14 protein-coding genes are annotated in these 22,215 nt (G+C 60.7%); 11 read left to right on the forward strand and 3 right to left on the reverse strand.

Annotation, left to right across the window (positions count from 1 at the left end; genetic code table 11):
* Positions 1 to 17: 17 nt before the first annotated feature.
* Positions 18 to 1,937: an autotransporter assembly complex family protein gene (locus tag HNS03_RS20610; protein ID WP_367197936.1), complete on the forward strand. Its 1,920-nt coding sequence runs from the start codon at positions 18 to 20 to the stop codon at positions 1,935 to 1,937.
* Complete coding sequence (locus tag HNS03_RS20615; RefSeq protein ID WP_367197937.1) at positions 1,934 to 6,541, forward strand: translocation/assembly module TamB domain-containing protein; 4,608 nt, start codon at positions 1,934 to 1,936, stop codon at positions 6,539 to 6,541. The genes HNS03_RS20610 and HNS03_RS20615 overlap by 4 nt, the downstream gene beginning before the upstream one ends.
* Positions 6,542 to 6,622: 81 nt before the next feature.
* Here HNS03_RS20615 and HNS03_RS20620 read toward each other — a convergent pair whose 3' ends face one another.
* Positions 6,623 to 7,153 carry a hypothetical protein gene (locus tag HNS03_RS20620; protein ID WP_367197938.1) on the reverse strand — a complete coding sequence of 177 codons (531 nt, stop codon included), beginning with the start codon at positions 7,151 to 7,153 and terminating at the stop codon, positions 6,623 to 6,625.
* A gap of 174 nt (positions 7,154 to 7,327) precedes the next feature.
* Complete coding sequence (locus tag HNS03_RS20625; protein WP_367197939.1) at positions 7,328 to 8,161, reverse strand: O-antigen ligase family protein; 834 nt, start codon at positions 8,159 to 8,161, stop codon at positions 7,328 to 7,330.
* An 87-nt stretch (positions 8,162 to 8,248) separates the two neighbouring features.
* On the opposite strand from HNS03_RS20625, the gene HNS03_RS20630 reads away from it, so the two are divergent.
* On the forward strand, positions 8,249 to 8,953 hold the full coding sequence (locus tag HNS03_RS20630) for a hypothetical protein (RefSeq protein WP_367197940.1): 705 nt from the start codon (positions 8,249 to 8,251) through the stop codon (positions 8,951 to 8,953).
* Positions 8,954 to 9,578: 625 nt separating this feature from the next.
* On the opposite strand, the gene HNS03_RS20635 is transcribed toward HNS03_RS20630, so the two are convergent.
* Positions 9,579 to 10,211 carry a hypothetical protein gene (locus HNS03_RS20635; RefSeq protein ID WP_367197941.1) on the reverse strand — a complete coding sequence of 211 codons (633 nt, stop codon included), beginning with the start codon at positions 10,209 to 10,211 and terminating at the stop codon, positions 9,579 to 9,581.
* A 691-nt stretch (positions 10,212 to 10,902) separates the two neighbouring features.
* Here HNS03_RS20635 and HNS03_RS20640 point away from each other — a divergent pair.
* From HNS03_RS20640 to cysN, 8 genes are all read left to right on the forward strand, one after another.
* Positions 10,903 to 12,246: a sugar transferase gene (locus HNS03_RS20640; RefSeq protein ID WP_367197942.1), complete on the forward strand. Its 1,344-nt coding sequence runs from the start codon at positions 10,903 to 10,905 to the stop codon at positions 12,244 to 12,246.
* A 183-nt stretch (positions 12,247 to 12,429) separates the two neighbouring features.
* Positions 12,430 to 13,191 carry a tyrosine-protein phosphatase gene (locus HNS03_RS20645; RefSeq protein WP_367197943.1) on the forward strand — a complete coding sequence of 254 codons (762 nt, stop codon included), beginning with the start codon at positions 12,430 to 12,432 and terminating at the stop codon, positions 13,189 to 13,191.
* A 29-nt stretch (positions 13,192 to 13,220) separates the two neighbouring features.
* Positions 13,221 to 14,021, forward strand: a complete 801-nt coding sequence (locus HNS03_RS20650; protein WP_367197944.1) for a polysaccharide biosynthesis/export family protein — start codon at positions 13,221 to 13,223, stop codon at positions 14,019 to 14,021.
* 28 nt (positions 14,022 to 14,049) lie between these two features.
* Entirely contained in the window at positions 14,050 to 16,557 is a 2,508-nt protein-coding gene (locus tag HNS03_RS20655) for a GumC family protein (RefSeq protein ID WP_367197945.1), read from the forward strand.
* 48 nt (positions 16,558 to 16,605) lie between these two features.
* Positions 16,606 to 17,307 (forward strand): J domain-containing protein, encoded by a 702-nt coding sequence (locus HNS03_RS20660; protein WP_367197946.1) that lies wholly within the window; start codon positions 16,606 to 16,608, stop codon positions 17,305 to 17,307.
* Positions 17,308 to 17,588: 281 nt separating this feature from the next.
* Positions 17,589 to 18,893, forward strand: a complete 1,305-nt coding sequence (locus HNS03_RS20665) for a tetratricopeptide repeat protein (protein WP_367197947.1) — start codon at positions 17,589 to 17,591, stop codon at positions 18,891 to 18,893.
* A gap of 356 nt (positions 18,894 to 19,249) precedes the next feature.
* Positions 19,250 to 20,230 carry a sulfate adenylyltransferase subunit CysD gene (gene cysD, locus HNS03_RS20670; protein ID WP_367197948.1) on the forward strand — a complete coding sequence of 327 codons (981 nt, stop codon included), beginning with the start codon at positions 19,250 to 19,252 and terminating at the stop codon, positions 20,228 to 20,230.
* On the forward strand, positions 20,230 to 22,137 hold the full coding sequence (gene cysN, locus HNS03_RS20675) for a sulfate adenylyltransferase subunit CysN (RefSeq protein ID WP_367197949.1): 1,908 nt from the start codon (positions 20,230 to 20,232) through the stop codon (positions 22,135 to 22,137). Before cysD ends, cysN begins: the two co-directional genes overlap by 1 nt.
* The last annotated feature ends 78 nt before the right edge of the window (positions 22,138 to 22,215 follow it).

Consider the following 22,215-nt stretch of genomic DNA (forward strand, 5'->3'; position numbering starts at 1 on the left):
GCGACGAACGAAGACGAATGAACGCGATCCGGCTACCGACCTTGGCTTTCGCCTGGGCGGCGGGGTTTGCCGCTGCGCTCGCGCCTGCGCCGGCGGCGGCATTCGAGCTGTTCGGCATTAAATTGTTCGGGAGCGGGTCCGACGACGCGGAGACGACCGACGTCATCGGCGAGCCCCAACCTTATGATGTGACGTTCGACGTTCCGGGCGACACGGATGTGGAGAGCAGCCTGAAAGGCGCCTCCAGCCTTTGGCGCGACCGCAAGAGACCGGCGTCCGGCGCGGCCGGTCTTCTGGCCAAAGCCCGCGGCGACTACCGCAACCTGGTCTATGCGCTTTATGCCAACGCCCGCTACGGCGGCACCGTCTCCATCACAATCGACGGCCAGCAGGCGGCCGACCTGCCCTTCGACGCCACGTTTCCCGACACAGCCGATGTCCGCATCAGCGTCGATCCGGGGCCGCTGTTCCTGTTCGACAAGGCCACGATCCGCAACCAGGCGCCTTATCCCACAAACCGGCGCGACGTGGTGCCGACGCCGGAGAGCGGCGGCTTTCAGACCGGGCAGCCGGCTCGCTCGACGGTCATCCTGCAGGCGGAAGCCCGCGCCGTCGAGGCATGGCGCCAGCAAGGCTACGCCAAGGCGAAAGCCGGCCCGCGCCATGTCAGTGCCGTACACCCTTCCGACACCGTCAATGCCGAACTTGAGATGGAGCCCGGACGCAAAGCCTATTTCGGCCCGACCAGCGTGAGCGGCACCAAACGGATGGATCCCGACTTCGTCGCCTATATGGCCGGCTTCAAGCAGGGCGAGGAATTCGACCCGGACGCCGTTCAGCGAGCCAGCGACCGGCTCGCCAAGCTGGACGTGTTTTCGTCGCTGCGGGTGGAGGAGAACGAAACGATCGAGCCCGACGGCAGCCTGCCGATGCATGTGATCGTGCGCGAACGCAAGCTGCACCGGATTGGCGTCGGCGGTTCATTCTCCAGTATCGACGGGCTCGGACTGGAGGCCTACTGGCTGCACCGCAACTTGTTCGGTCGCGCCGAACAGCTCCGGATCGACGGCAAGGTCGCGAACTTCGACAACAAGGTGGATCCGGAAGATTTCACCTATCGCGCCGGGGCCACGTTCACCAAGCCCGGCGTCGGCACGCCGGATTCCAACTTCGTGGCCTCCATCTATGGCGAACGCGAGGTGCTCGACACCTATACCAAGACGGGTGTGAGCGGCCAGGCCGGCATCAACCACCAATTCTCCAAGGAGTTGTCGGCGCGCGGCTTCCTGACCGGCCAGGTCGCGGAGTTCGAGGACGACGTCTACGGCACCCGCGATTTCACCACCGGTGGCTTCCTCGGCGCCTTCACCTATGACAGCCGCAACGACCCGACCAACGCCACCCGCGGCCACTATGTCGACGTCACCGCGCTGCCCTTCTACGAGTTCAACTACGCCAACGCCGCCTCGCGCTTTACCGCAGAGGCGCGCACTTACTACGCCGTCGACGGCGACAACCGGATCGTGCTGGCCGCCCGCGGCAAGATCGGGACCCTGGTCGGTCCCTCGATCGCGGAGCTTCCGCCCGACCTCCTGTTCTTTGCCGGTGGCGGCGGCTCGGTGCGCGGCTATCCCTATCGCTCGATCGGCGTCGACGTCGGCAACAACGTGGTCGGCGGCAAGTCGCTGCTGGAAGGCTCGTTCGAGGTCCGAGGCCGCTTTACCCAGACGATCGGCGCGGTAGCCTTCCTGGACGCAGGCCTCGTCGGCGCGGACTCCACGCCCGATTTCGACCAGGACGTAAAGCTGGGCGCGGGCGTGGGTCTGCGCTATTTCACCAGCGTCGGCGCCATCCGCCTCGACGTGGCGGTGCCGTTGGAACAGCGTGACGGCGAACCGAGCGTCGCTTTCTATGTCGGCATAGGACAGGCGTTTTGACCCGGCTCCTCCTCGCCCTCCTTCTCGTCCTAACCGCTCTGCCTGCGCTGGCGCAGGATGCCGCCCAGGATACGGAAGAGGCCGACCGCTCCTTCCTGACTCGGTTCGTGGAAAACCAGCTTTCCGCGCCGAATCGACAGATCCGGCTTTCCGGTATCCAGGGCGCGCTTTCCTCCAACGCGACCATCCGCCAAATTACGGTCGCCGACGATAACGGCGTGTGGCTTCGCATCCAGAATGCCTCGATCCAATGGAACCGGGCGGCCTTGTTCCGCCGCCGGCTCTCGATCGACAAGCTCTCCGCCGAGAGCATCGAAATGTCGCGACCGCCGCTGCCGGACAAGAGCCTGCCTTCGCCCGAGGCGGCGCCGTTCCAGGTGCCGGAGCTGCCGGTGGCCGTCATCTTGCGCGAGCTGGACGTTCCCCACCTCAAATTCGGACAAAGCGTGTTCGGGCTCGCTTCCGAGCTCGCGGTGACGGGAAACCTGGAGCTCGCCTCCGGCGACCTGGACACCAAGCTGCAGATCAAGCGCCTGGACGGGCCAGGTGGCCAGCTCGCGCTCGAAGCCGGCTTCTCCAATTCCAGCCGGGCTCTCAAGCTGGACCTCGCCCTTTCCGAGCCGGCCAACGGCGTGGTTGCCAACCTCTTGAACATGGAAGGCAAGCCGCCGGTCGACCTCACCATCAAGGGCGAAGGTCCGCTGGACAATCTCGACGTGACGATGAACCTCGACGCCGACAATCGACAGATCGTCGTCGGGGCCGTCAGCCTGCGCCAGCGCGACGAGGGCCTGGCCTTCCGGGCGCGGCTGGAGGGGTCGATCGCCGAGCTGGTCGCACCCAAGCATCGCGAATTCTTCGGAAATAACGGGCTCGTGACGGCCTCGGGCGTGGTGCGCGACAGCGGCGGGTTCGTGCTCGACCAGCTCGACGTGACAAGCGCGCAGTTGACCCTTTCCGCATCGGCCGAGACCACCACCGACGGCTTCCTCCGCCGGCTATCCGTTAATGGCAAGCTGGCTGACCCTGAAGGCGACGCGGTGGTGCTGCCGAGTGGCGGTGGCACCAGCATTCAGGACGGCACGATCCAGCTCGCCTTCGGCGAAGGCGGCCGGGAAGACTGGAACGGCCGCATCGAGCTCACCGGCCTCTCCAGCGGAACCATTTCCGCGGAGACCGTGCGCGTGATCCTCGGCGGCCTGGCGCAGAACCTGAACAATCCGGACGCAAGGCGCGTCACGTTCGGGATCGATGGCACCGTTGCGGGCCTGGCCTCCGAAAAGCCGGAGCTCGACACGGCGATCGGCGATACCATCCAACTGGTGATCGACGGAGCCTGGGCCGCGGGCCAGCCCATCCGGCTGAGCCAAGCCGAGCTTTCCGGCAACGGCCTTTCAGCGCGGCTTGCCGGCCAAATCGAAGAAGCGGCCTTCCAGGGGACCATCGCGTTGAAGGCGGCAAGCCTGACCCCCTTCTCCGCACTCGCAAATCGCGATCTCGCCGGCGCGTTGGATATGGAAGCCAAGGGCGAGGTGCGCCCGATCACCGGCGCGTTCGACCTGACCCTCGACGGCAAGGCCGACGGCCTGCATCTGGGCATCGATGCCGCGGACAATCTGTTCGGCGGCCTGACCACCATCACCGGCGGTGTCGGCCGCGGCGAGGCCGGCATCAAGGCCGACAAGCTGCGGCTTGCCAACGACAACATGACGCTGACCGCCGACGGAACCTTTTCCAGCGAGGACGCCGATTTCGGCTTCGACCTTGCCCTGTCCGATCTCGCCTTGATCTCCGATCAGGCGTCCGGCCGCCTGACGGCGAACGGCTCCGCCAAGGGCCAGGAGAATGTCATCGCGCTCGCCTTCGACGCGAGCGTTCCCTCCGGAACACTTTCCGGCCGGCCGCTGCGCGACGCCACACTCGGCTTCGACGGCACCTTGCGCGACGACAACCTCGACGGAGCCGTCACGGCGAACGCGTTCCTCGACGGCCACAAAGTGTCGCTGACGTCCAACGTCGCCGTCACCGGCGGCGAAAAGCGGCTTTCCGGCCTGAGCTTCGTCGCTGGCGGCACGGAATTGACCGGCAACCTGACCCAGACGGAAAACGGGCTCTTCTCCGGCACGTTGGACCTGAACGCGCCGGACGTGTCGGTCGCCGCCGCGCTCGCGCTTCTGGACGCGAGCGGCTCGGCCCAGGCGCACATCGAGCTTGCCAACGCGAACGGCGAACAGAGCGCGGTCGTCGACGCCAAGATCCGTCAGCTCGTGGTGGATGCCGCGCGCGTGGACAGCGCCGACGTCGCCCTACGCCTGGATGATCTATTCGGGGTGCCGTCCGCCGACGGCACCGTCTCCGCCAAGAATGTCGTCGCGGCCGGCTACACCGTCACCGATCTTGACGCCACCGCCCGGCGCGAGGGCGCGCGCACCAACTTCACGGCCAATGCCGCGCTCTCGATCGGCACCACGATCGCCACAACGGGCACGCTGGCGCCCGAAGGCGACGGATTCCGGCTCGTTCTCACCAAGGCCGACCTGGCCCAGGGCGATCTCGCCGCCCATCTGAAGCGGCAGACGACGATCGTGATCGCCGGCCAATCCATCGATATCGACGACCTCGCGCTCGCGGTTGGCAGCGGCGAGATCACCGCCGACGGCACCATCGCCGACACGTTGAACCTCAAGGTCGCGATCTCCGCTCTGCCGCTCGCCATCGCCAACACGATCAAGCCGGATCTCGGCCTGCGCGGCACCCTCACCGGCACCGCCGATGTCGGCGGCACCCGCGACGCACCCAACGTGCGTTTCGACCTGAATGGACGGTCGTTGACCGCGGCCGAGCTTCGCCAGGCGGGTCTGTCCACCCTCGATCTCACGGCACGCGGCTCGTCCACCGCGAACCGGCTCACCGTCGAGGCCACTCTGACGAGCCCCGAAGGCTTCCGGGCCACGGCAAACGGCGCGGTTCCGCTCGGCGACGGATCGCTGGATCTCACCCTCGCCCTCACCCGCTTCCCGCTGGAGCCGCTCAACGCGCTCGCGCCGGGTCAGGCGCTTGCCGGCGCCATCACCGGCGAAGCGAAAGTCACCGGCCCGCTGGCCAATCCCGCAGCCAACTTCACGATCTCCGGGTCTGGCCTCTCCGCCGCGCCGCTGGCGGAATTCGGCGCGGCCCCGCTGGAACTGCGCGCCTCCGGCCGGTTCGCCGACCAGACATTGACGCTCCAGTCCACCGATGTCGGCGGGCCGCAGGGCCTCTCGCTGTCGGCCTCCGGCCGTCTGCCGCTCTCCGGTTCGGGCCTCGATCTCCAGGCCCGGGGCTCCGTTCCCCTGTCGCTCGCCAACCGGCAGCTCGCCGATCGCGGCACGCAAGTCTCCGGCGTCCTGACCTTCGATGCCGCCGTCGGAGGCTCGTTTACGCAGCCGGTGATCAACGGGCGCTTCGGAACCTCAGGCGCCCAGGTGATCGATCCCGACACCAAGGTTCGGCTCAACGACATTGTCATCGATGGCACCATCGACGGCGACCGCATCACGCTCAGGACCGTTCGGGCGGCCGTGGCCGGCGGCGGCAGCCTCAACGCCGGCGGCACCATCTCCATCGATCCGCGCGCCGGCTTCCCGGCCGACCTGCGGCTGACGCTCGACCAGGCCCGCTATGTCGACGACGAGCTGGTCATCGCCACCGTAGACGGCACGCTGCAGATGTCCGGCCGGCTCACGCGCGATCCGCTGGTCTCCGGCGATCTCCGGATCGAGAAGGCCGAGATCATGATCCCGGACTCCTTCGGCGGGACCGCCCCGGCCATCGACGTCGTCCAGATCGATCCTCCGCAGGCCGTGGTCACGACCTTGAAGCGCGCCAAGCTGATCGGCGGCACCCCTGTGCCGGCCTCGCGGCCGAGCATCGTTCAGCTCGACATTTCGATCAGCGCGCCGAACCAGATCTTCGTGCGTGGCCGCGGCCTCGATGCCGAACTCGGCGGCCGCGTCCGGGTCACCGGGCCGGTGACCAACGTGCAGCCGGTCGGCGGGTTTGAGCTGATTCGCGGCCGGATCGCGATCGTCGGCCAGCGGATCGTGTTCGACGAAGGCCGTGTCACGCTGATCGGCGACCTCGATCCGTTCATCAATTTCAGCGCCAGCACCCAAGGCAACGGCATCACCGTCACGATCTCCGTGCGCGGCCGCGTCTCCGACCCTCAGATCACGTTCTCGTCCCAACCGGAACTGCCCCAGGACGAGGTGCTCGCCCAGTTGATCTTCAAGCGCTCCATGAGCGAACTGTCGGCAACCCAGATCGCCCAGCTTGCGGCCGCGGCAGCCGAACTCGCCGGCGGCGGCAACAGCTCGCTCCTGCAAAATTTGCGGCGCGCAACGGGTCTCGACGAGCTGGACGTGATCACCGACTCCGAAGGCAATGCCGCGCTGCAGGCCGGCCGCTATATCAGCGACAACATCTATCTCGGAGTTCAGGCCGGCGCCGAGGGCAACACCGAAGCCACGATCAATCTGGATATCACCCGCGACCTCAAGGCGAAGGGCGCCGTCGCCTCCGACGGTAACTCATCGCTCGGCCTCTTCTTCGAACGCGACTACTGAGCGCGATCGCGGAAAAGGAAACCGGCTTTCGGCAAAATCCGGCGCGTCAGAACCGCGAAACAAAGCATAAGGCAGCGCGGATCATCGGCCCGCCGGCAAGCCAGCGGCCGTGAGCTCGCCCGGCGTGCAATGGCGCCAGAATTGCTCGGCATCACGCTCGCCCATGGCAAGAAGACCGTCTTTCGGAAAGCCCCCCTGGCTGCCGACCCACGCCAGAATATCGTCGGAATGCGGGGGATCGACCTCCGCCAACCGCTCGCTCAGATCTGACGTGTAGACCGAAGCCTTGTGGAACTCGAACCGGGCGCGATCGGTGAGGCAAACGCGATCGCGTGTCATATCGGCAAAGACCGCGCAGCCCGAGGCACATCGCCCATTGACGATGACGAGCTGCTTGGACCCGGCATTCACCTCTTCGGCTGCGGCAACAAAATAGTCGAGCTCTCCGCCACGGCTTGAAGGGAGAACACACGGCTCACCGCATGAGGCGCCAAACGCCCGGACGAACGGCGTCTTCGCGTCCGGGTTGCTCATGCAGGCGGTCAGCCCTCCCGCGAGCAACAGCGAGACGAACGAAAGCGCCCGCAAACGCCGGGCTTTCAGCGTGTCCATATTTGCGCGTCCCCCCGGCCCCAGTTGGCTCCGGCCTCTTATGGCGGCGACACCGCCTCATCCGATCGCCGACATGGCCGACCCATTTTGACCAATTCGGAAAGAAAGCCCGAGCCAATTCTTTTCATTGATCCTAATTAAGAAAAGGTGAGACCTGATCGCTCTCGTCCGCCGTCAGTCCGTCCAGACCACGCTGCTTCCGGGCCCATGGGTCGACGGACGGTTCGGGGGCGGCTCGCGCGACGGCTTTTGTGGTGGCCGGCCTTGCCCTTTGCCAGGGCTCGTCCGCGGCCGCTTTTTCTTGCGCCGGCGTTTGAGGACAGTCCCATCGGGACGGCAAATGGGCGGGACGAGGAAGGCACAAAGAAGCGCAAACACCGCCTGGATGGCGAGCGTGCGCATCGGATAGTCCGCGAAGGAATGCAAGAGCAGCAGGCCGATGGAAATGCTGGCGGCCCGCGCGAGATTGACGTCGAGCTGTGCGCGCTGGTCCTGGTCGCCCCGCCATAGCCGATAGGCTGTACGTCCATACCACCAGACGAAGACACCGATCAGAATGAGGGCGGGCAATCCGCCTTCGAGCCCAAGTTCCAGATAGTCGTTGTGAGCCCGGTTCGCCCATGTGGAGGAAAGATCGGTCGGCTGTTCGAACCAGCGATAGACCGGAATGAATGTGCCGAAGCCCGCCCCGAAAGGCAAAAGCGATACGAGCCCATCCGCCGTCACCGACCACATTACGCTTCGGTAGTCGTCAACCGCACTCGTCGTCGCAATCCGATTGACCAGGCCAAGCAGCGCGTAGTTTGCAATCAACAACGCGGCCAGAAGCCCGGCTCCAATGACGGCAAGGCGCACTTTTTTCTGGTCGCCGGCCGGTATGTTGCTCCTAAACATGAAGGCACTGACCACGAGGGCGAGCGTGCCGAGCAATACACCCGACCGCGACAGCGAGATGGCGATCGTGAGCAAGAGCAGGCTTGTCAACGCGCCAAACGAGAGCGCCGCCACCCGATATCCTTCGCGATGCCGCTCCGTCACGAAATGAACGGTCCACGCCATCGCAAACGGGAGCGCACAATAAAGGAGCGCAGCATAGTGATTTCGGTTGGCGAAAAAGCCGACCGTGCTGCCGAGATTGGTTCGTTCGTAAAAATACAGGGTTTCGGTCGAAATCCCCGCCACCTGAGCCAAGCCCAAGACAACCGATACGGCCACGGCGGCGAGAAATACAAGGCTTATCGTCCGACGGTCCAGATTGTCCGTCGTCAACAAGGCCAGAAAAATTGCAGCACCTGGAATGAGAGACAGGAGCGAGCCGAGCGTCGCCGCCGGATCCAGCGAAATCGGCCACCAGGGCAGCGACTGATCGCTGAGAGTGAAGCTCTCGGCAAATTGGCTCCGGCCCGGAAAATGGGTCCAGAGAAAGGACGGCAACGGGACGAGTTGAACCAACAACAGCAGGACGGCCGCCCCGAGGATCGCCACCGGGATCAAGGATCGATCGCGATCGGTCGCGGTCGCCCACCGGAGAATCGCCAGGGCCAGCAATGGCAAGCCCACGATTTCGATGACCGCGTCGGAGGCAAACCCCTGTCTGGTTCCGCCCCCGAAAATTTGCGCGACCAGAAAAACGCCGGCCGTCAACCAATAGACCAGGACAGAACGATCCGGAGAATGGGCCACCACCTCGGACGCGGGCGACGCATCGTCTCGCGCGTGCCTCCGACCCTGAAACGCTTTGGTCAACATTGCCCGCATCAAAACGGTTTCGATCCTCCAAAGCGTTTCCTGCCGAAATGAACACCGGCCATCCATCCGGAAACGCCACAGAACAATTTATTCTCGCCTATCTGCGATTCAGCAAGAAAACGGCTTGCCATTAAGAGCTTCAGATTTCTCAAGCCCGAATTGGAGCCGCGCGAGACCATCGCCGGCGCCCTCAATTGCTTTAGCAGCGGCGATTGGCACGCCCGCTTTACGCCTCCGGAGGCTCGCATTTCGCGATAACGGTTCCGCGAGCTTCACTATAGAGGAGCGTGATCGCTCACCACCGCGGGCGAGCCGCCTTGCGGGCCTCCATCATTTGGCGAACCATGACATGGCCCAAAGGTCGCCCAACAAACACATTTTCGGGAAAATAGTCTGCCGTTCTTTTTTATTGTGGATATAACGGTCTCTCCGACGTGCTTCTCTATCGACACTTTTCGAAGAAGCCGCGCAGCCCGGAGGGAAAATCGTCATTCGTCAGCTGCGACGAAGTTGACGCCGGAGGATCGATCGAAGCGGGGCGAGCGCGGACTCATCAGATCCGCGCTGCTGGCGCAGGCTGGGCACGAAATCCGCAGCGTCCGAATAGAAAAACGGCCGCACCAATCGCGGCCGTCCTTAAAATCCCGACAGACGTCTTTCTATCCGACCGACCCGACTACGGGCTGCCCGAAGTGGTCCAGTTATTACCACCTTGCCCACCCTGCTGAAATTGCAGCGGGCTATTTCCAGGCTCGACGTCCCCGGTCTGCTGGGCAGAAATACCGGCCGCGGCACCGGCGGCACCGGCAGTGACAACACCGGCAGTGAGAGCACCGCCAACACCGCCACCTACTCCGCCCCCTCCGGCAACTCCCGAAAAAAGCCCACCAGCGCCCAACTGAGCGAATGTACGCGTATCGGCCTGCACCTTAAGGCATCCACAGCCGTCGACCCGGCTGGCATCAACCATCGAAGGCGAAACCAACTCGGCCTTGAAGGAGCCCGCCTGCACCAGCGCCTTACCGTCCTGCATCAACAGGACACGGTCCCCGACCTTCAGCGCCTTATCGCCGCGGACGGGTGTGAACCCTTCCTTGTCGGAGATAACGACACGTCCTTCGACCTTCGACAGCGACCCGACCGGGCTATCGACGTCGCGCAGCTCCTCGGCAAAGGAGCAGCTTCCCGCTTCGACGAGCGCCTGGCACGATGAGACCGGCGCATCTTCGGCGTTGGCGACCGAGACCATGCCGGCCGCACCCGCTAGAACAAGCGTGAGAGCTGTCATCAATTTCATCATCAGCTCCATATCTAAGCTGCTCTGCGGCAGCGGCGGACCCCCATCAGCAATTCAGCTTCTACCAGAGCGCTATCGCCACCTCAACCGAATATCTCCGCATGCGCCTCAATCTTTAGCGAGGCGTCTAAAGAGCGAATTCGACTTGAACCTGCGTGCAGCACTCGGAGGGATCCAAAACTAAACAGCGAAGCGCCCCGGTAAACGGTGCCAAACAGGCCCATTCTCTAAATTTGATTGTATAATGTAAAAACAACACCAAAAGCTGCGCCCTCTGATCGCATTTCACGTGTGGACCCTTGGTCGCATATTAGCTATACCGCAGTGCAAGAGATTGGGAATGCAACTTCCCGAAAAATTGTAGCGATTGCAGCTTGCACGAAGCTTTCTTCCGAGTAGGAGTGACACCGCAACCTTTAGACACCATCGGGAGCGAAACTGCCCGTCATTCGGGCAATTGCCGATCGTTTCGATACGGTTGTGGTGCCTATTGCGTGAACTGAATTTTGGTTCGTCCGGCGACGACCATTCGTCATGGTCATTTTCATGAGCCAATCAAAGATGAAGAAGCGTCGCTGCACAATTTTACGTCGGAGCGCCTTGATGGCGCGTTGGCGAACGGACGGGCCATATGGGGGCCAGCGATCAGTTGCCTGCACGCCCTATCGGGACGGTGCAGGGCGACTGAGGGAGAACGCTTGCCATGGTTGATCCGGTCAGGACTTGGCCGATCGGAGAAAAGCCGGTTTCCGTCAGGCGCACAGAGAAGGGTCGCCACGCCGATCGTTCCTCGATTTTCGTCTCGTTGCTCCGGCTGCGCTACCAATTGCTCTTCGGGTTGCTGCTTACGTCGGTGGTCCCGCTGCTTCTTCGCAGCCAAGGCGACTTGGCGCAGATCTGGGCCAGCCCAAGCGGTCGCAACACGCTCTTGGGCACCGCATTTGCGGTGGTGGGCGGCGTCCTCATCCTCCGGCAGATCAACCGCTTTCCCGGCGTCAACGACACCTATTATGTCTTGCCGAGTTTCGTCGCCTCCTACGCGGTCGTCTTGATCGGCTTTTTCCTGTTTCGGCTCGACTATAGCCGGTTCCAATTCGTCGTCAGCTTCGCCATCGCCTGCGTCTGGTATTTCGTGGCGTTCCTGGTAGCGCGGCGTCATGAGCTTTTGCGATTGGCCGTTCTTCCCGGCATCGAACTTCGCGACCGTGGCAGGGTGGAACGGGTTCATTGGCTGAAGCTTGAGGCACCGCAGATCCCCCAGCGCCAAATTCACGGCGTGATTGCCGATCTGCGCGTCGACCTTTCCGACGACTGGGAGCGTTTTATTGCCGATTGCGCGCTGAGGGGAATTCCGGTTTTCCACGTGAAGCAAGCGATGGAGTCGCTAACGGGGCGCGTGGAAATCGAGCACCTGTCGGAAAACACGCTCGGCACGCTCATTCCGAACCGCGTCTACCTGCATATGAAAGATCTGATCGATTGGTTGGTCGCATTCCTGCTCCTCCCGATCCTGCTGCCGTTCCTTTTTGTCGTCGGGCTCCTAATCCGCCTGGAATCGAAGGGGCCGGCCATCTTTCGCCAGACCAGGACCGGCTATCGCGGCCAACCCTTCACGGTTTACAAGCTGCGCACGATGATCAGCGCCGAAGAGGCGGCGGAGAAGGCGCGCGAGGCCGCAATCACGCGCGACAACGACCCTCGGATCACGCGGCTGGGGCGTTTTCTCCGGCGCACGCGGATCGACGAATTGCCACAAATTTTCAATATTCTTCGTGGGGAGATGAGCTGGATCGGCCCTCGCCCCGAGGCAAAAGTCCTCTCCGACTGGTTCGAAGGCGCACTTCCCTTCTACCGATATCGCTACGTGGTCCGGCCGGGTATCACGGGGTGGGCCCAGATCAACCAGGGTCACGTGGCGACGGACCACGAAGTGCTCGAGAAGCTTCATTACGACTTTTTTTACATTAAGCACTTTTCGCTTTGGCTCGACGTCCTGGTTCTGTTCCGCACCATCGGAACCGTGCTAACCGGGCGCGGAGCGAAGTAGGCATGGGTCTTTTCGATCGGCGGATGTGCGCCAAGATCGTGTCCTTCCGCCAAACACCGTAGCGGCCCGACGGAAAGGGCCGCGACAAATAGGTGGTTTTGTCGATCGAACAAAACGCCACTTGAGATGCAACAGGTTCGATTTCCTCGGGGGGCTACGGGGGCAACCGAGGTTCAGAGTTTCATGATTGATCTCCATTGCCATCTTTTGCCCGGCCTCGACGACGGTTCGAAGGATCTCGCGCAATCAATCGAAATGGCGCGCATGGCAGAGGCGGATGGCATTCGGATCGTCGCGTGCACTCCGCACATCACTCCCGGCGTCTACGACAACGAAGGGCCGCGGATCCGGGCCGCCGTCGAAGACTTGGCCGCCCATCTGTTCGAGCTCGACATCAATCTCTACCTCGTTGCCGGCGCGGACGTGCACATCGCGCCGAACCTCGCGCAGGGCTTTCGCAGCGGCCGCGTTCTAACGCTCGCCGACAGCCGCTATTTTCTTTTCGAACCACCTCATCATGTCGCTCCTCCCCGGCTGGAGGAATTTGTCCGAGACCTCCTGGCGGTCGGCTTCATCCCGGTGATCACTCATCCGGAGAGGCTCTCATGGATCGACACCCATTTCTCGGCTATAAAGCGACTGTTCGCATCCGGAGCCTGGATCCAGGTGACGGCGGGATCCATAACCGGGCAGTTTGGGAGCCAGGCGCGTTATTGGTCCGAGCTGATGCTCGATGAAGGAATGGTTCATATCGTCGCCACGGATGCGCACAATACAAGCCGCCGGCCGCCAAACCTGAGTGCGGCCCGCGCGGCAGTGGCATCGCGCCTTGGAGAAGAGGAGGCTGAGCGTCTGTGTCAGACGCGGCCGCTTGGAATCGTCAAGGATCTGGATCCGTCTCAGATCGCCCCTCCTCCCGCACTCGCGATGCCGGCGGTCACATGAGATATCGAGAGGGGAGGAGCATGCGGACAGTGTCCGGGATCATCGTTTTGTTGCTGGCAGCTTTGCTGCTCCCGGGATGTGTGAGTTCCGATCAGCAAGGCTCAAACAGCGCCACGTCGTCCAACGGCTCGGGAGCGCCGCTGTCATTTGAGTCCGCAGGCGGGACATCTGTTTCCTCGCCGGCGACGAGCGCAACGTCGCCTGCGGGATCGGCGAAACGCGTGGGCTCGACGTCGATGACCTCCATTCCCGCCGCCGCGACACTCGCCGACGAAGACTACCGCCTCGCGCCTCAGGACATCCTGGAGGTATCGGTCTTTCAGGTTCCCGACCTGACCAAGACGGTCGAAATCAACGCGCTTGGCGAGATCGGGTTGCCATTGATTGGCTCGGTCAAAGCGGGTGGCAAGACCACCCAAGAACTTGAACAGGATATCGCCGCGAAACTGTCCGAAAACTATCTGCAATCCCCGCAGGTCAGCGTGTTCGTAAAGGAATATCGCAGCCAGCGCGTGACGGTGGAAGGTGCGGTCAAAAGCCCCGGCGTCTACGAAATTCCTGGCACTTCTTCTCTTCTACAGGTGCTGGCAATGGCGAAGGGTGTCGACCGTGTCGCCGATTCCGACAATGTCATCATCTTCCGTGTCGAGAAGGGCGAGCGTCTCGCCGCACTTTTCGATATCGACAAAATCAAAGATGGCACAATGCCGGATCCGGTCATCCGCGGCGGCGATACCATCGTGGTGAATGACTCCGGTTCGAAAGTCGCCTGGCGGAATTTCAAGGAAACACTTGGTGTTGTCGGATTCTTCCGGCCATTCATTTTTTAACAATACTTTCGCGTCTTGAGAGGTAGCGATGGACGCTTGGGATAGCGAGCGTGATTCCTGGGATTTGCGCCGGTCCGACCGCAACGAGGACGCGCAAGATCATGAAGCGGGAGGGCCATCCGGCCCTTCCGGAAGGCCGCGCGCGTCAGCCCAGCTGCCCTCGCCTTATTCAGGGGGCTCCGAGGGCTGGAACGACCCGCACAACCACGGATCAGGTGGAGGCGCTTCCGGCAACGGTGGCTGGCGCAATTTGCCATCTGGCGGCCCCCGGCGTGGCGAGTTAGCCGAACGTCGCGACCCGCCGCCGCCGGCCTATGCCCCCGCGCCTGCTTATGCCGAAGCGATCGGAGACGGCGATTCGATCGATATCCGGAAATATATCGGCATCCTCCTCAAACATCGTTGGCTCGTGCTCGCGGTTGCGATCGCGATCGTGGCAGTCGGCCTTGTCTATACGCTTCTGCAGACGCCGATTTATCGCGGCACGGCAACCATCGAGATCAAACGTGACGTTTCGACCCTTGACGGGGTCCCCGGACTCGATTCCGGCGAAGGTGGCGGCGGCGCGGAGTTTTACCAGACCCAGTATCAGCTTCTGAAAAGCCGGGCGCTGGCAGAGCGGATCGTTGCAAAACTGCGCTTGGGCGAACAGCCAGACTTCGTCGCCACCAAAGGCTCGCTTCTATCGCGTGTAAAGTCGACGATTTTCGGCGGCGGCGATCAGAATTCCAACAACGCCAAGCGCAACGAAGCGATCGCCATCGGCCGCGTTCGGGGCGGCCTAAGCGTGCAACCAATTCGCGGCTCGCAAGTGGTTGCTGTGAGCTTTGACAGCTCCAGCCCACGGTTTGCCCAGGAAGTGGCCAACGCCGCCGTAACCAGCTTTGTCGACATGAACCTGGAGCGCAGCTACGAGGCCTCAGCCCATGCGCGTAAATTTCTCGAGGAGCGTCTGCAAGACCTGAAAACGCGACTCGAGGACTCCGAGCGCAAGCTCGTCGATTACGCGGAAGAAAAAGATATTCTGGTCACCAGCGGCGAAGGGTCGTTGGCACAAACCAATCTGGAAAGCACCAACGAATCCTTGAGCACGGCTGCCAAAGAGCGCCTTCGCCAAGAGCTCCTTTGGAATCAAGTCAAGGGGAAGGACACCCTTCCTCAATCTCTTGAAAACGAAGCCATCAAGACGTTTCGGGCTAAGAGAGCAGATCTTTTAGTCGAATATCAGGAGAAGCTAAAAGTCTTTAAGCCCGGCTTCCCCGACATGGTCAGCCTCAAGAGCCAGATTGATGAACTTGATACGCAAATCCGCCTGGAAACAGAGCGCATCAAGGATTCGATCCAAGCCCAGTACGAAGCTGCCAAGGAGCACGAGACTTCCCTCACGAAGGAGCTCGCGAACCTCAAACGCTCGGTCACGGACTATCAGGAACGTAATATCGAATACACGATCCTGAAGCGCGAGGTCGACACGAACCGCTCGCTCTATGAAGGCCTGTTGCAGCGCTACAAGGAGCTGAGCGTCGCGGGCGGTGGCGGCAACCCATCGAACATCTCGGTGGTCGACGAGGCCCAGCGACCAGGCGGCCCCTACAAGCCGAATCTGAAACAGAACCTAGCGATTTCGCTCGCTCTTGGCGTCATTTTTGGAGGCATGGCCGCATTCGGGCGGGAATTCATCGACGACAGCTTCAACAAGCCGGAGGAAGTGGAGGAAATCCTCGGCCTGCCTCTGGTCGGTCTCATCCCGGACGTCGAGGACACGAAATACCATTCTGAGATGGAAGATCCGCGGTCTGCCTTGAATGAAGCCTATCGATCCTTGCGAACGGCGCTTCAGTTCTCGACTTCCGCCGGTGTTCCAAAAACGCTGCTGGTGACGAGCAGTCGTCCGGGAGAGGGCAAATCGTCGACAGCGCTTAATGTCGCTCGACACTTCGCCCTTCTCGGCATGCGGGTGCTGCTGATCGATGCCGATCTCCGGAAGCCTTCGCTTCACCGCCGACTGGGATCGACGAGCAATCGAGGACTGTCGAATTGTCTTGTCGGGACGGCGAGTCCGCCTGAAGTTGTGCAGCGTACCGACTATCCGAATCTCGAGTTCATGGCATCCGGACCACTTCCACCCGACCCGACCGATCTTCTGGCAAGCTCTCGTATGGCCTCGCTTTTGAGCGTCGCTTCGGAAAAATACGATCTTGTCGTGGTCGATTCCGCCCCGGTGGGCGGAATGGCGGACGCGTTGATCTTGTCGAACTTTGCGCAGGGCTGCATCCACGTCGTCGAAGCGCACAAGATGCCGCGCAACGGTGTTGTCAACGCCTTGAAGAGGCTTCAATTCGCGCGTGCCGAAGTACTCGGTGTCGTGCTCAACAAATATAATTTCAAGCAATCCGGCTACAATTACGGCTACGGCTACTACGGCTACTACGGCTATGGCGCCGAAAATCAGCTCACGGATGGCGCCTCAGACGAATACGACGAGGAGGATGACGAGGAGACGCATACTCTTCTGGACCGATCTGAAGGCCGATAGACCGTGCGGGAGCAGGCGCCTCGAGCTCTGATTACGGCGCTGGAGCTCTTGCGCGCTCCGACACTCGTGGAGGTGCTGCGTCAGCAGTCGTCTTTGCCCGACGATATAACGGTGCTCGTTCGTATTGCCGGAGGCTGCGAACACACCATTCAGCATGCCGCGCGCCTTCTCGACAGACCTGTGGCACTGCTCGTGCGCGCCTCGCGCTTCTATCTTGAGCAGGTGGTGTTCTATCACGCGGAGGATAGCTACCGCGTGCTTGCCCTCGCGCCCGATGCGCCGCAAGAGAAGATCCGCGAACACGGACGATGGTTGATGCGTTGGCTCCATCCCGATCGGGAGAGGACGGATTGGGAAGCCGTTTATGCCACACGCATTGCGACCGCGTGGGACGACCTGAAGACGCCGTCCCGACGCGCCATCTACGATCGCTCACATGCCCCCCAACTGGAAGCGCGATCGAGCAGAGCGTCCGCTCCCGTTCGTCTGTCGCTCCCCTTGATCGTCGTTCCGAAGCCACGCATAGAGAAAAGCGGAAAGCTGAGAACGCTATGGAAGCCCGCGATGGGAGCGGTCGTCTGTCTGTGTATATCGCTGGTTCCAGCCACGGTTGGCAACGCACCGCCCTCACCTGCGGTATCCGACGAGTGCCTCGCGTCGAGTGCCCCGGACGTCCCGGATTGTGAGCTCGACTCAGCCTCCGACTTGTCCGCCACATCGGTCGAACAGGTTCGGACGAAGCAGCCTTAGGGTCGCCACGGTTTGATACATGGATACGCGGAAGCATGAGTCGCGTTCGTTCATATGGAGTTGGACACACGTAATAAGCTGCCTTTATCCCCCGTCTCCCTGAGAATTTCGTACAATATTGAAACTGCCTTTCTGCACGGAAAGACATCAAAGCAATGGAATTGACCTTTTCGAGGTACGATAAAATCGGAATATCTTTAGATACTTGACACCGCACGGACTTGAAGAACCAGCTTACGTCAACATTTTTTTCGCAATTTTTACGAGAAGGACCCAAGACATTGGACGGCTGGAAACAGAAGATCCAGGACCAAATGGTCGCCGGCGCGAGTAAGCCCCGGAGACGATGGATCGTTCCGTCCTTATTGGGCATCGCCGGCCTTCTCCTGGTCGTCTTGATTCTCGGGTCGGTCGATCGCGACTCAAGAGCGCTGACAACGCACTCACCGAAAACGTCCCTTGAGAAGGCCAAGACCGCTGATTTGCTACAAACCGCGCAAGTCGAGGCCTCGAAATCATCTGAAGAAAGAGACTGGGATTTCGTTCAACAGGCGAGCCAAATCGTTCTCCGACGCGACCCTTTGAATGCGAGCGCGCTCGCCCTTTATGGTTTCAGCCTCGACGCCCATGGCGAGGATGCGCAGGCCCTAGACGTCATCAGAGCGGCCAATGCACGGGATCCACGCATCCTTGCGGTCAATATCTGGCTTTTCAATCACTACGCCGCGGCCAACGAATTTTCCGAGGCCATTCGCTATGCTGATATGACCTTGCGTTTTGCAGGCCGGGTGAGCGGACAACTCTACGCCTCTTTTGGGCAGTTCGTGACCGTTCCAAGCGGATTGACAGCCGTTACGAACGCCCTGGCCAAAAATCCCCCTTGGCGCAGCGGGTTCCTTCGCTACCTCTCCCGGAACAAGGAAACATTGCCAACCGCATATATCGTGCTTTCATCGCTCCAAGGCACGCGCGCGCCACCCACCAATGACGAACTAGCGCCAGTTTTAAACGCCATGATCGAGAATGGCGCCTATCAGGATGCGCTTTTCCTCTGGATCGGAACGTTGCCAAACGAACAATCTGCCGGTCTCGATTATCTTCCGAATGGACATTTTCAATTCCCGATCAGCGGATTGCCGTTCGATTGGACCCTCGTCCCACAAAGAGGAATGGAGATTTCCATCGCATCCCCTGAAGGCGCCGACCATGCGCTGCGGATCGACCTCTACCGAGGCCGGTTGGGCGCTAATGACCTTGCCAGAAAACTCCTTGTCCTCGCCCCGGGGCGCTATAGCTTTTCGTTTCGTGAGAAATCGAACCGCCTCGGCCTTCCGCGTGGCCTCACCTGGCAGATCTCGTGCGTGCAAGACAATGCCAAAGTGCTGACGGCCTCTCCCCCGCTTAAGGGGACGCTGTCTTGGACTCGCGAGGAGATCGCGTTCAACGTGCCCGAGACGGATTGCCCAGCCCAGTGGCTCCGCCTTAGAATCGAAGCCAGAGCCGCTTTAGATCGCGAGGCGACCGGCGGCTCCGCATGGTTCACGGACTTCAAAATCGATCGAGAAGCGGACATTATTTCCAATTGACGGAGCTCTAGCCCGACAAGTTCATCGTCAAGACGACCTTACCAGCGGCACTCGGACCCAAGGTCCGACCGCGGGGAGGTGCGGAACAGCAGAGATCTCCGGTCGTCTCTGACGGGACGAGACACTCAAGCTCGTCAGATCGACCTAGAGCATTTCCCGTTCAGATCGGGTCGATCTGAACGAAAAGGAATTGCTCAAGCTATTGAATCTGGAGCCATTTCTTATCGATCAGGTGATTCCACCTGATCGATAAGAAATGGCTCTAGAATCGGCACAAAACGCGTCGAAGCAAGCATTTCTCCAAATTTTCCAAATACCGGTATATTATACTTTTTATTTAAACTTCTGACCATCGGATGGCCTTGCTTAAGCACAAAGGTTTCTATAGCTCTCGATTGAGCCTCTCGCACCCCCGTCAGGAGCAGACTGTGTCGTCGGAACGTTTTTCACATCTTCAGCGACTGGAATCCGAATCGATCCGAATTATGCGGGAAGTCGCATCGGAGTTCCGCAATCCAGTCATGCTCTATTCGATCGGCAAGGATTCGTCGGTCATGCTTCATCTTGCGATGAAGGCATTTTATCCGTCGAAGCCCCCTTTTCCGCTCATACATGTAGATACCACCTGGAAATTCCGGGAAATGATTGAGTTTCGGGATGAGACGGCAAAGAGGTTGGGGCTGGACCTCATCGTCTACACAAATCCGGAAGGTCGGGCTCAAAACATCAATCCGTTCGACCACGGATCCTCCCACTACACGCATGTCATGAAAACCGAGGCTCTCAAGCAGGCTTTGACCAAGTACGGGTTCGATGCCGCTTTCGGTGGGGCCCGCAGGGACGAGGAAAAAAGCCGAGCCAAGGAGCGCATATTTTCGTTCCGAACCGAAACGCATGCTTGGGACCCTAAGAATCAACGGCCCGAACTCTGGAATCTCTACAATACTCGCATCAAAAAAGGTGAATCGATCCGCGTTTTTCCTCTGTCCAATTGGACTGAACTCGATATATGGCAATATATTTTAACTGAAAATATTCCTATTGTTCCTCTTTATTTTGCGGCTGAACGACTAATTGTCGAGCGAGATGGAACGCTGATCATGGTCGATGACGAGCGCATGCCGCTTACGCCTGGCCAAACACCAACGGCCCGACTGGTGCGATTTCGAACCCTCGGATGCTATCCGTTGACCGGTGCGATCAATTCGAGCGCAGCCACGCTTGAGGAAATTGTTGGCGAAATGCTGATTGCCCGCACTTCCGAGCGGTCGGGTCGTCTGATCGACAGCGACGAGTCGGCATCTATGGAGAAGAAAAAGCGCGAGGGATATTTCTGATGAAGCCAAATGTCGTTCACAACGTTGACGCCGTTGCCGACTATCTCGCCGCTCAGGACTCCAAAGGACTGCTGCGCTTCATCACCTGCGGATCCGTCGACGATGGCAAATCAACGCTTATCGGCCGTCTACTCTTCGACTCCAAGCTGATTTTCGAGGACCAGCTCGCTGCACTTACGCGCGACAGCCGAAAGCACGGGACGGTCGGAGACGATATCGACTTCGCCCTGTTGGTCGACGGGTTGGAGTCGGAGCGCGAGCAGGGAATTACGATCGACGTCGCCTACCGGTTTTTCACCACGGAGGCGCGGAAATTTATTGTGGCCGACACGCCGGGCCACGAGCAATACACCCGCAACATGGCAACCGGTGCATCGAATGCCGAGCTTGCGGTGATCCTGGTCGACGCGCGACACGGCATCCTGCCGCAAACCCGTCGCCATTCTTTCATCGTTTCATTGGTCGGTATCAAACACGTCGTTCTGGCCGTCAACAAAATCGATCTCGTCGACTACTCTCGCGAGGCGTTCGACCGCATTGTGTCCGACTACCGCGATTTCGCGGCAACGCTCAACTTCGAAACTCTACAGCCGATCCCGATCTCAGCGCGCTACGGCGACAATGTGATGGAGCGCTCCAGCGCGACGGCCTGGTACACCGGCCCAACGCTCAAAGAGCACCTGGAAACCGTCAATGTCGTCGATGATCACGAGGCGCGGCCATTTCGGCTGGTCGTTCAGTGGGTGAATCGACCAAACCTTGATTTTCGCGGTTTTTCCGGGACCGTTGCCACCGGCACGATCAAGCCGGGAGACAATATCGTCGTCGCCAAATCGGGACAGAAGTCGAAGATCAAAGCCATTGTAACCTATGACGGCAAATTGCCCGCGGCGTTCGCCGGCCAAGCCATCACGCTCCAGCTCGAAGACGAGATCGACATCTCGCGGGGCGACGTGCTTGCAAAGCCCGAAGAGCGTCCCGAGGTCGCCGACCAATTCGCTGCCCAACTTTTGTGGATGCAGAGCGGTCAAGCTCTCCTTCCCGGCCGACCCTATCTATTCAAATGCGGGGCGAAAATCGTCACCGCCACGGTGACCGAACTCAAATACAAAGTCGACATCAACAGTTTCGAGCACCTCGCCGCCAAAACGGTTGAACTGAATGAAGTCGCTGTCGTCAATCTTGCTCTTTCGGAACCGATCGCATTCGATTCCTATGAGGCCAACCACGAGACCGGCGCTTTTATTCTGATCGATCGGCAATCGAACCACACTGTCGCGGCCGGAATGATCCAGTTTGCTCTGCGCCGCGCGTCCAACATTCATCTTCAAGCACTCGATGTCGGCAAAAACGCGCGCGCTGCCCTGAACCATCAAAAACCTGCGATCCTTTGGTTCACCGGACTATCCGGCGCAGGCAAATCGACAATCGCAAATTTGGTCGAAAGAAAGCTGCACCTCGCCGGACATCACACCTATCTCCTCGATGGAGACAATGTCCGGCATGGACTAAACCGTGATCTTGGCTTCACCGACGCCGACCGGGTGGAAAATATCCGCCGGGTCGCTGAAACGGCCAAGCTCTTCGTCGACGCCGGCGTCATCGTCCTCGTTTCTTTCATTTCCCCCTTCAGGGCCGAACGCCGTTTGGCGCGTGACCTTGTCGAAGAAACGGAGTTCGTGGAAATCTTTGTCGACACGCCGCTTGCGCTTGCCGAGAGCCGCGATCCGAAAGGCCTCTATAAGAAGGCACGTTCCGGCGAGATCAAAAACTTCACCGGGATCGATAGCCCCTATGAACTTCCGGAAACCCCCGAACTTACGCTCTCAACTGGAGATCACACGGCGGAAGAGCTCGCGGATCAAGTCGCCAGCTATCTGAGAGAGAGAGGCTATATCGCCTCATAGGTGAACCGCCCCGGGTTTGTCGGAGGCTCCAACTCCTGAGAGGATGGGGCTATGACGAGCAAGACGACGAACAAGTTT

The sequence above is a fragment of the Amorphus sp. 3PC139-8 genome (assembly GCF_040750475.1).
Classification (GTDB): domain Bacteria; phylum Pseudomonadota; class Alphaproteobacteria; order Rhizobiales; family Amorphaceae; genus Amorphus.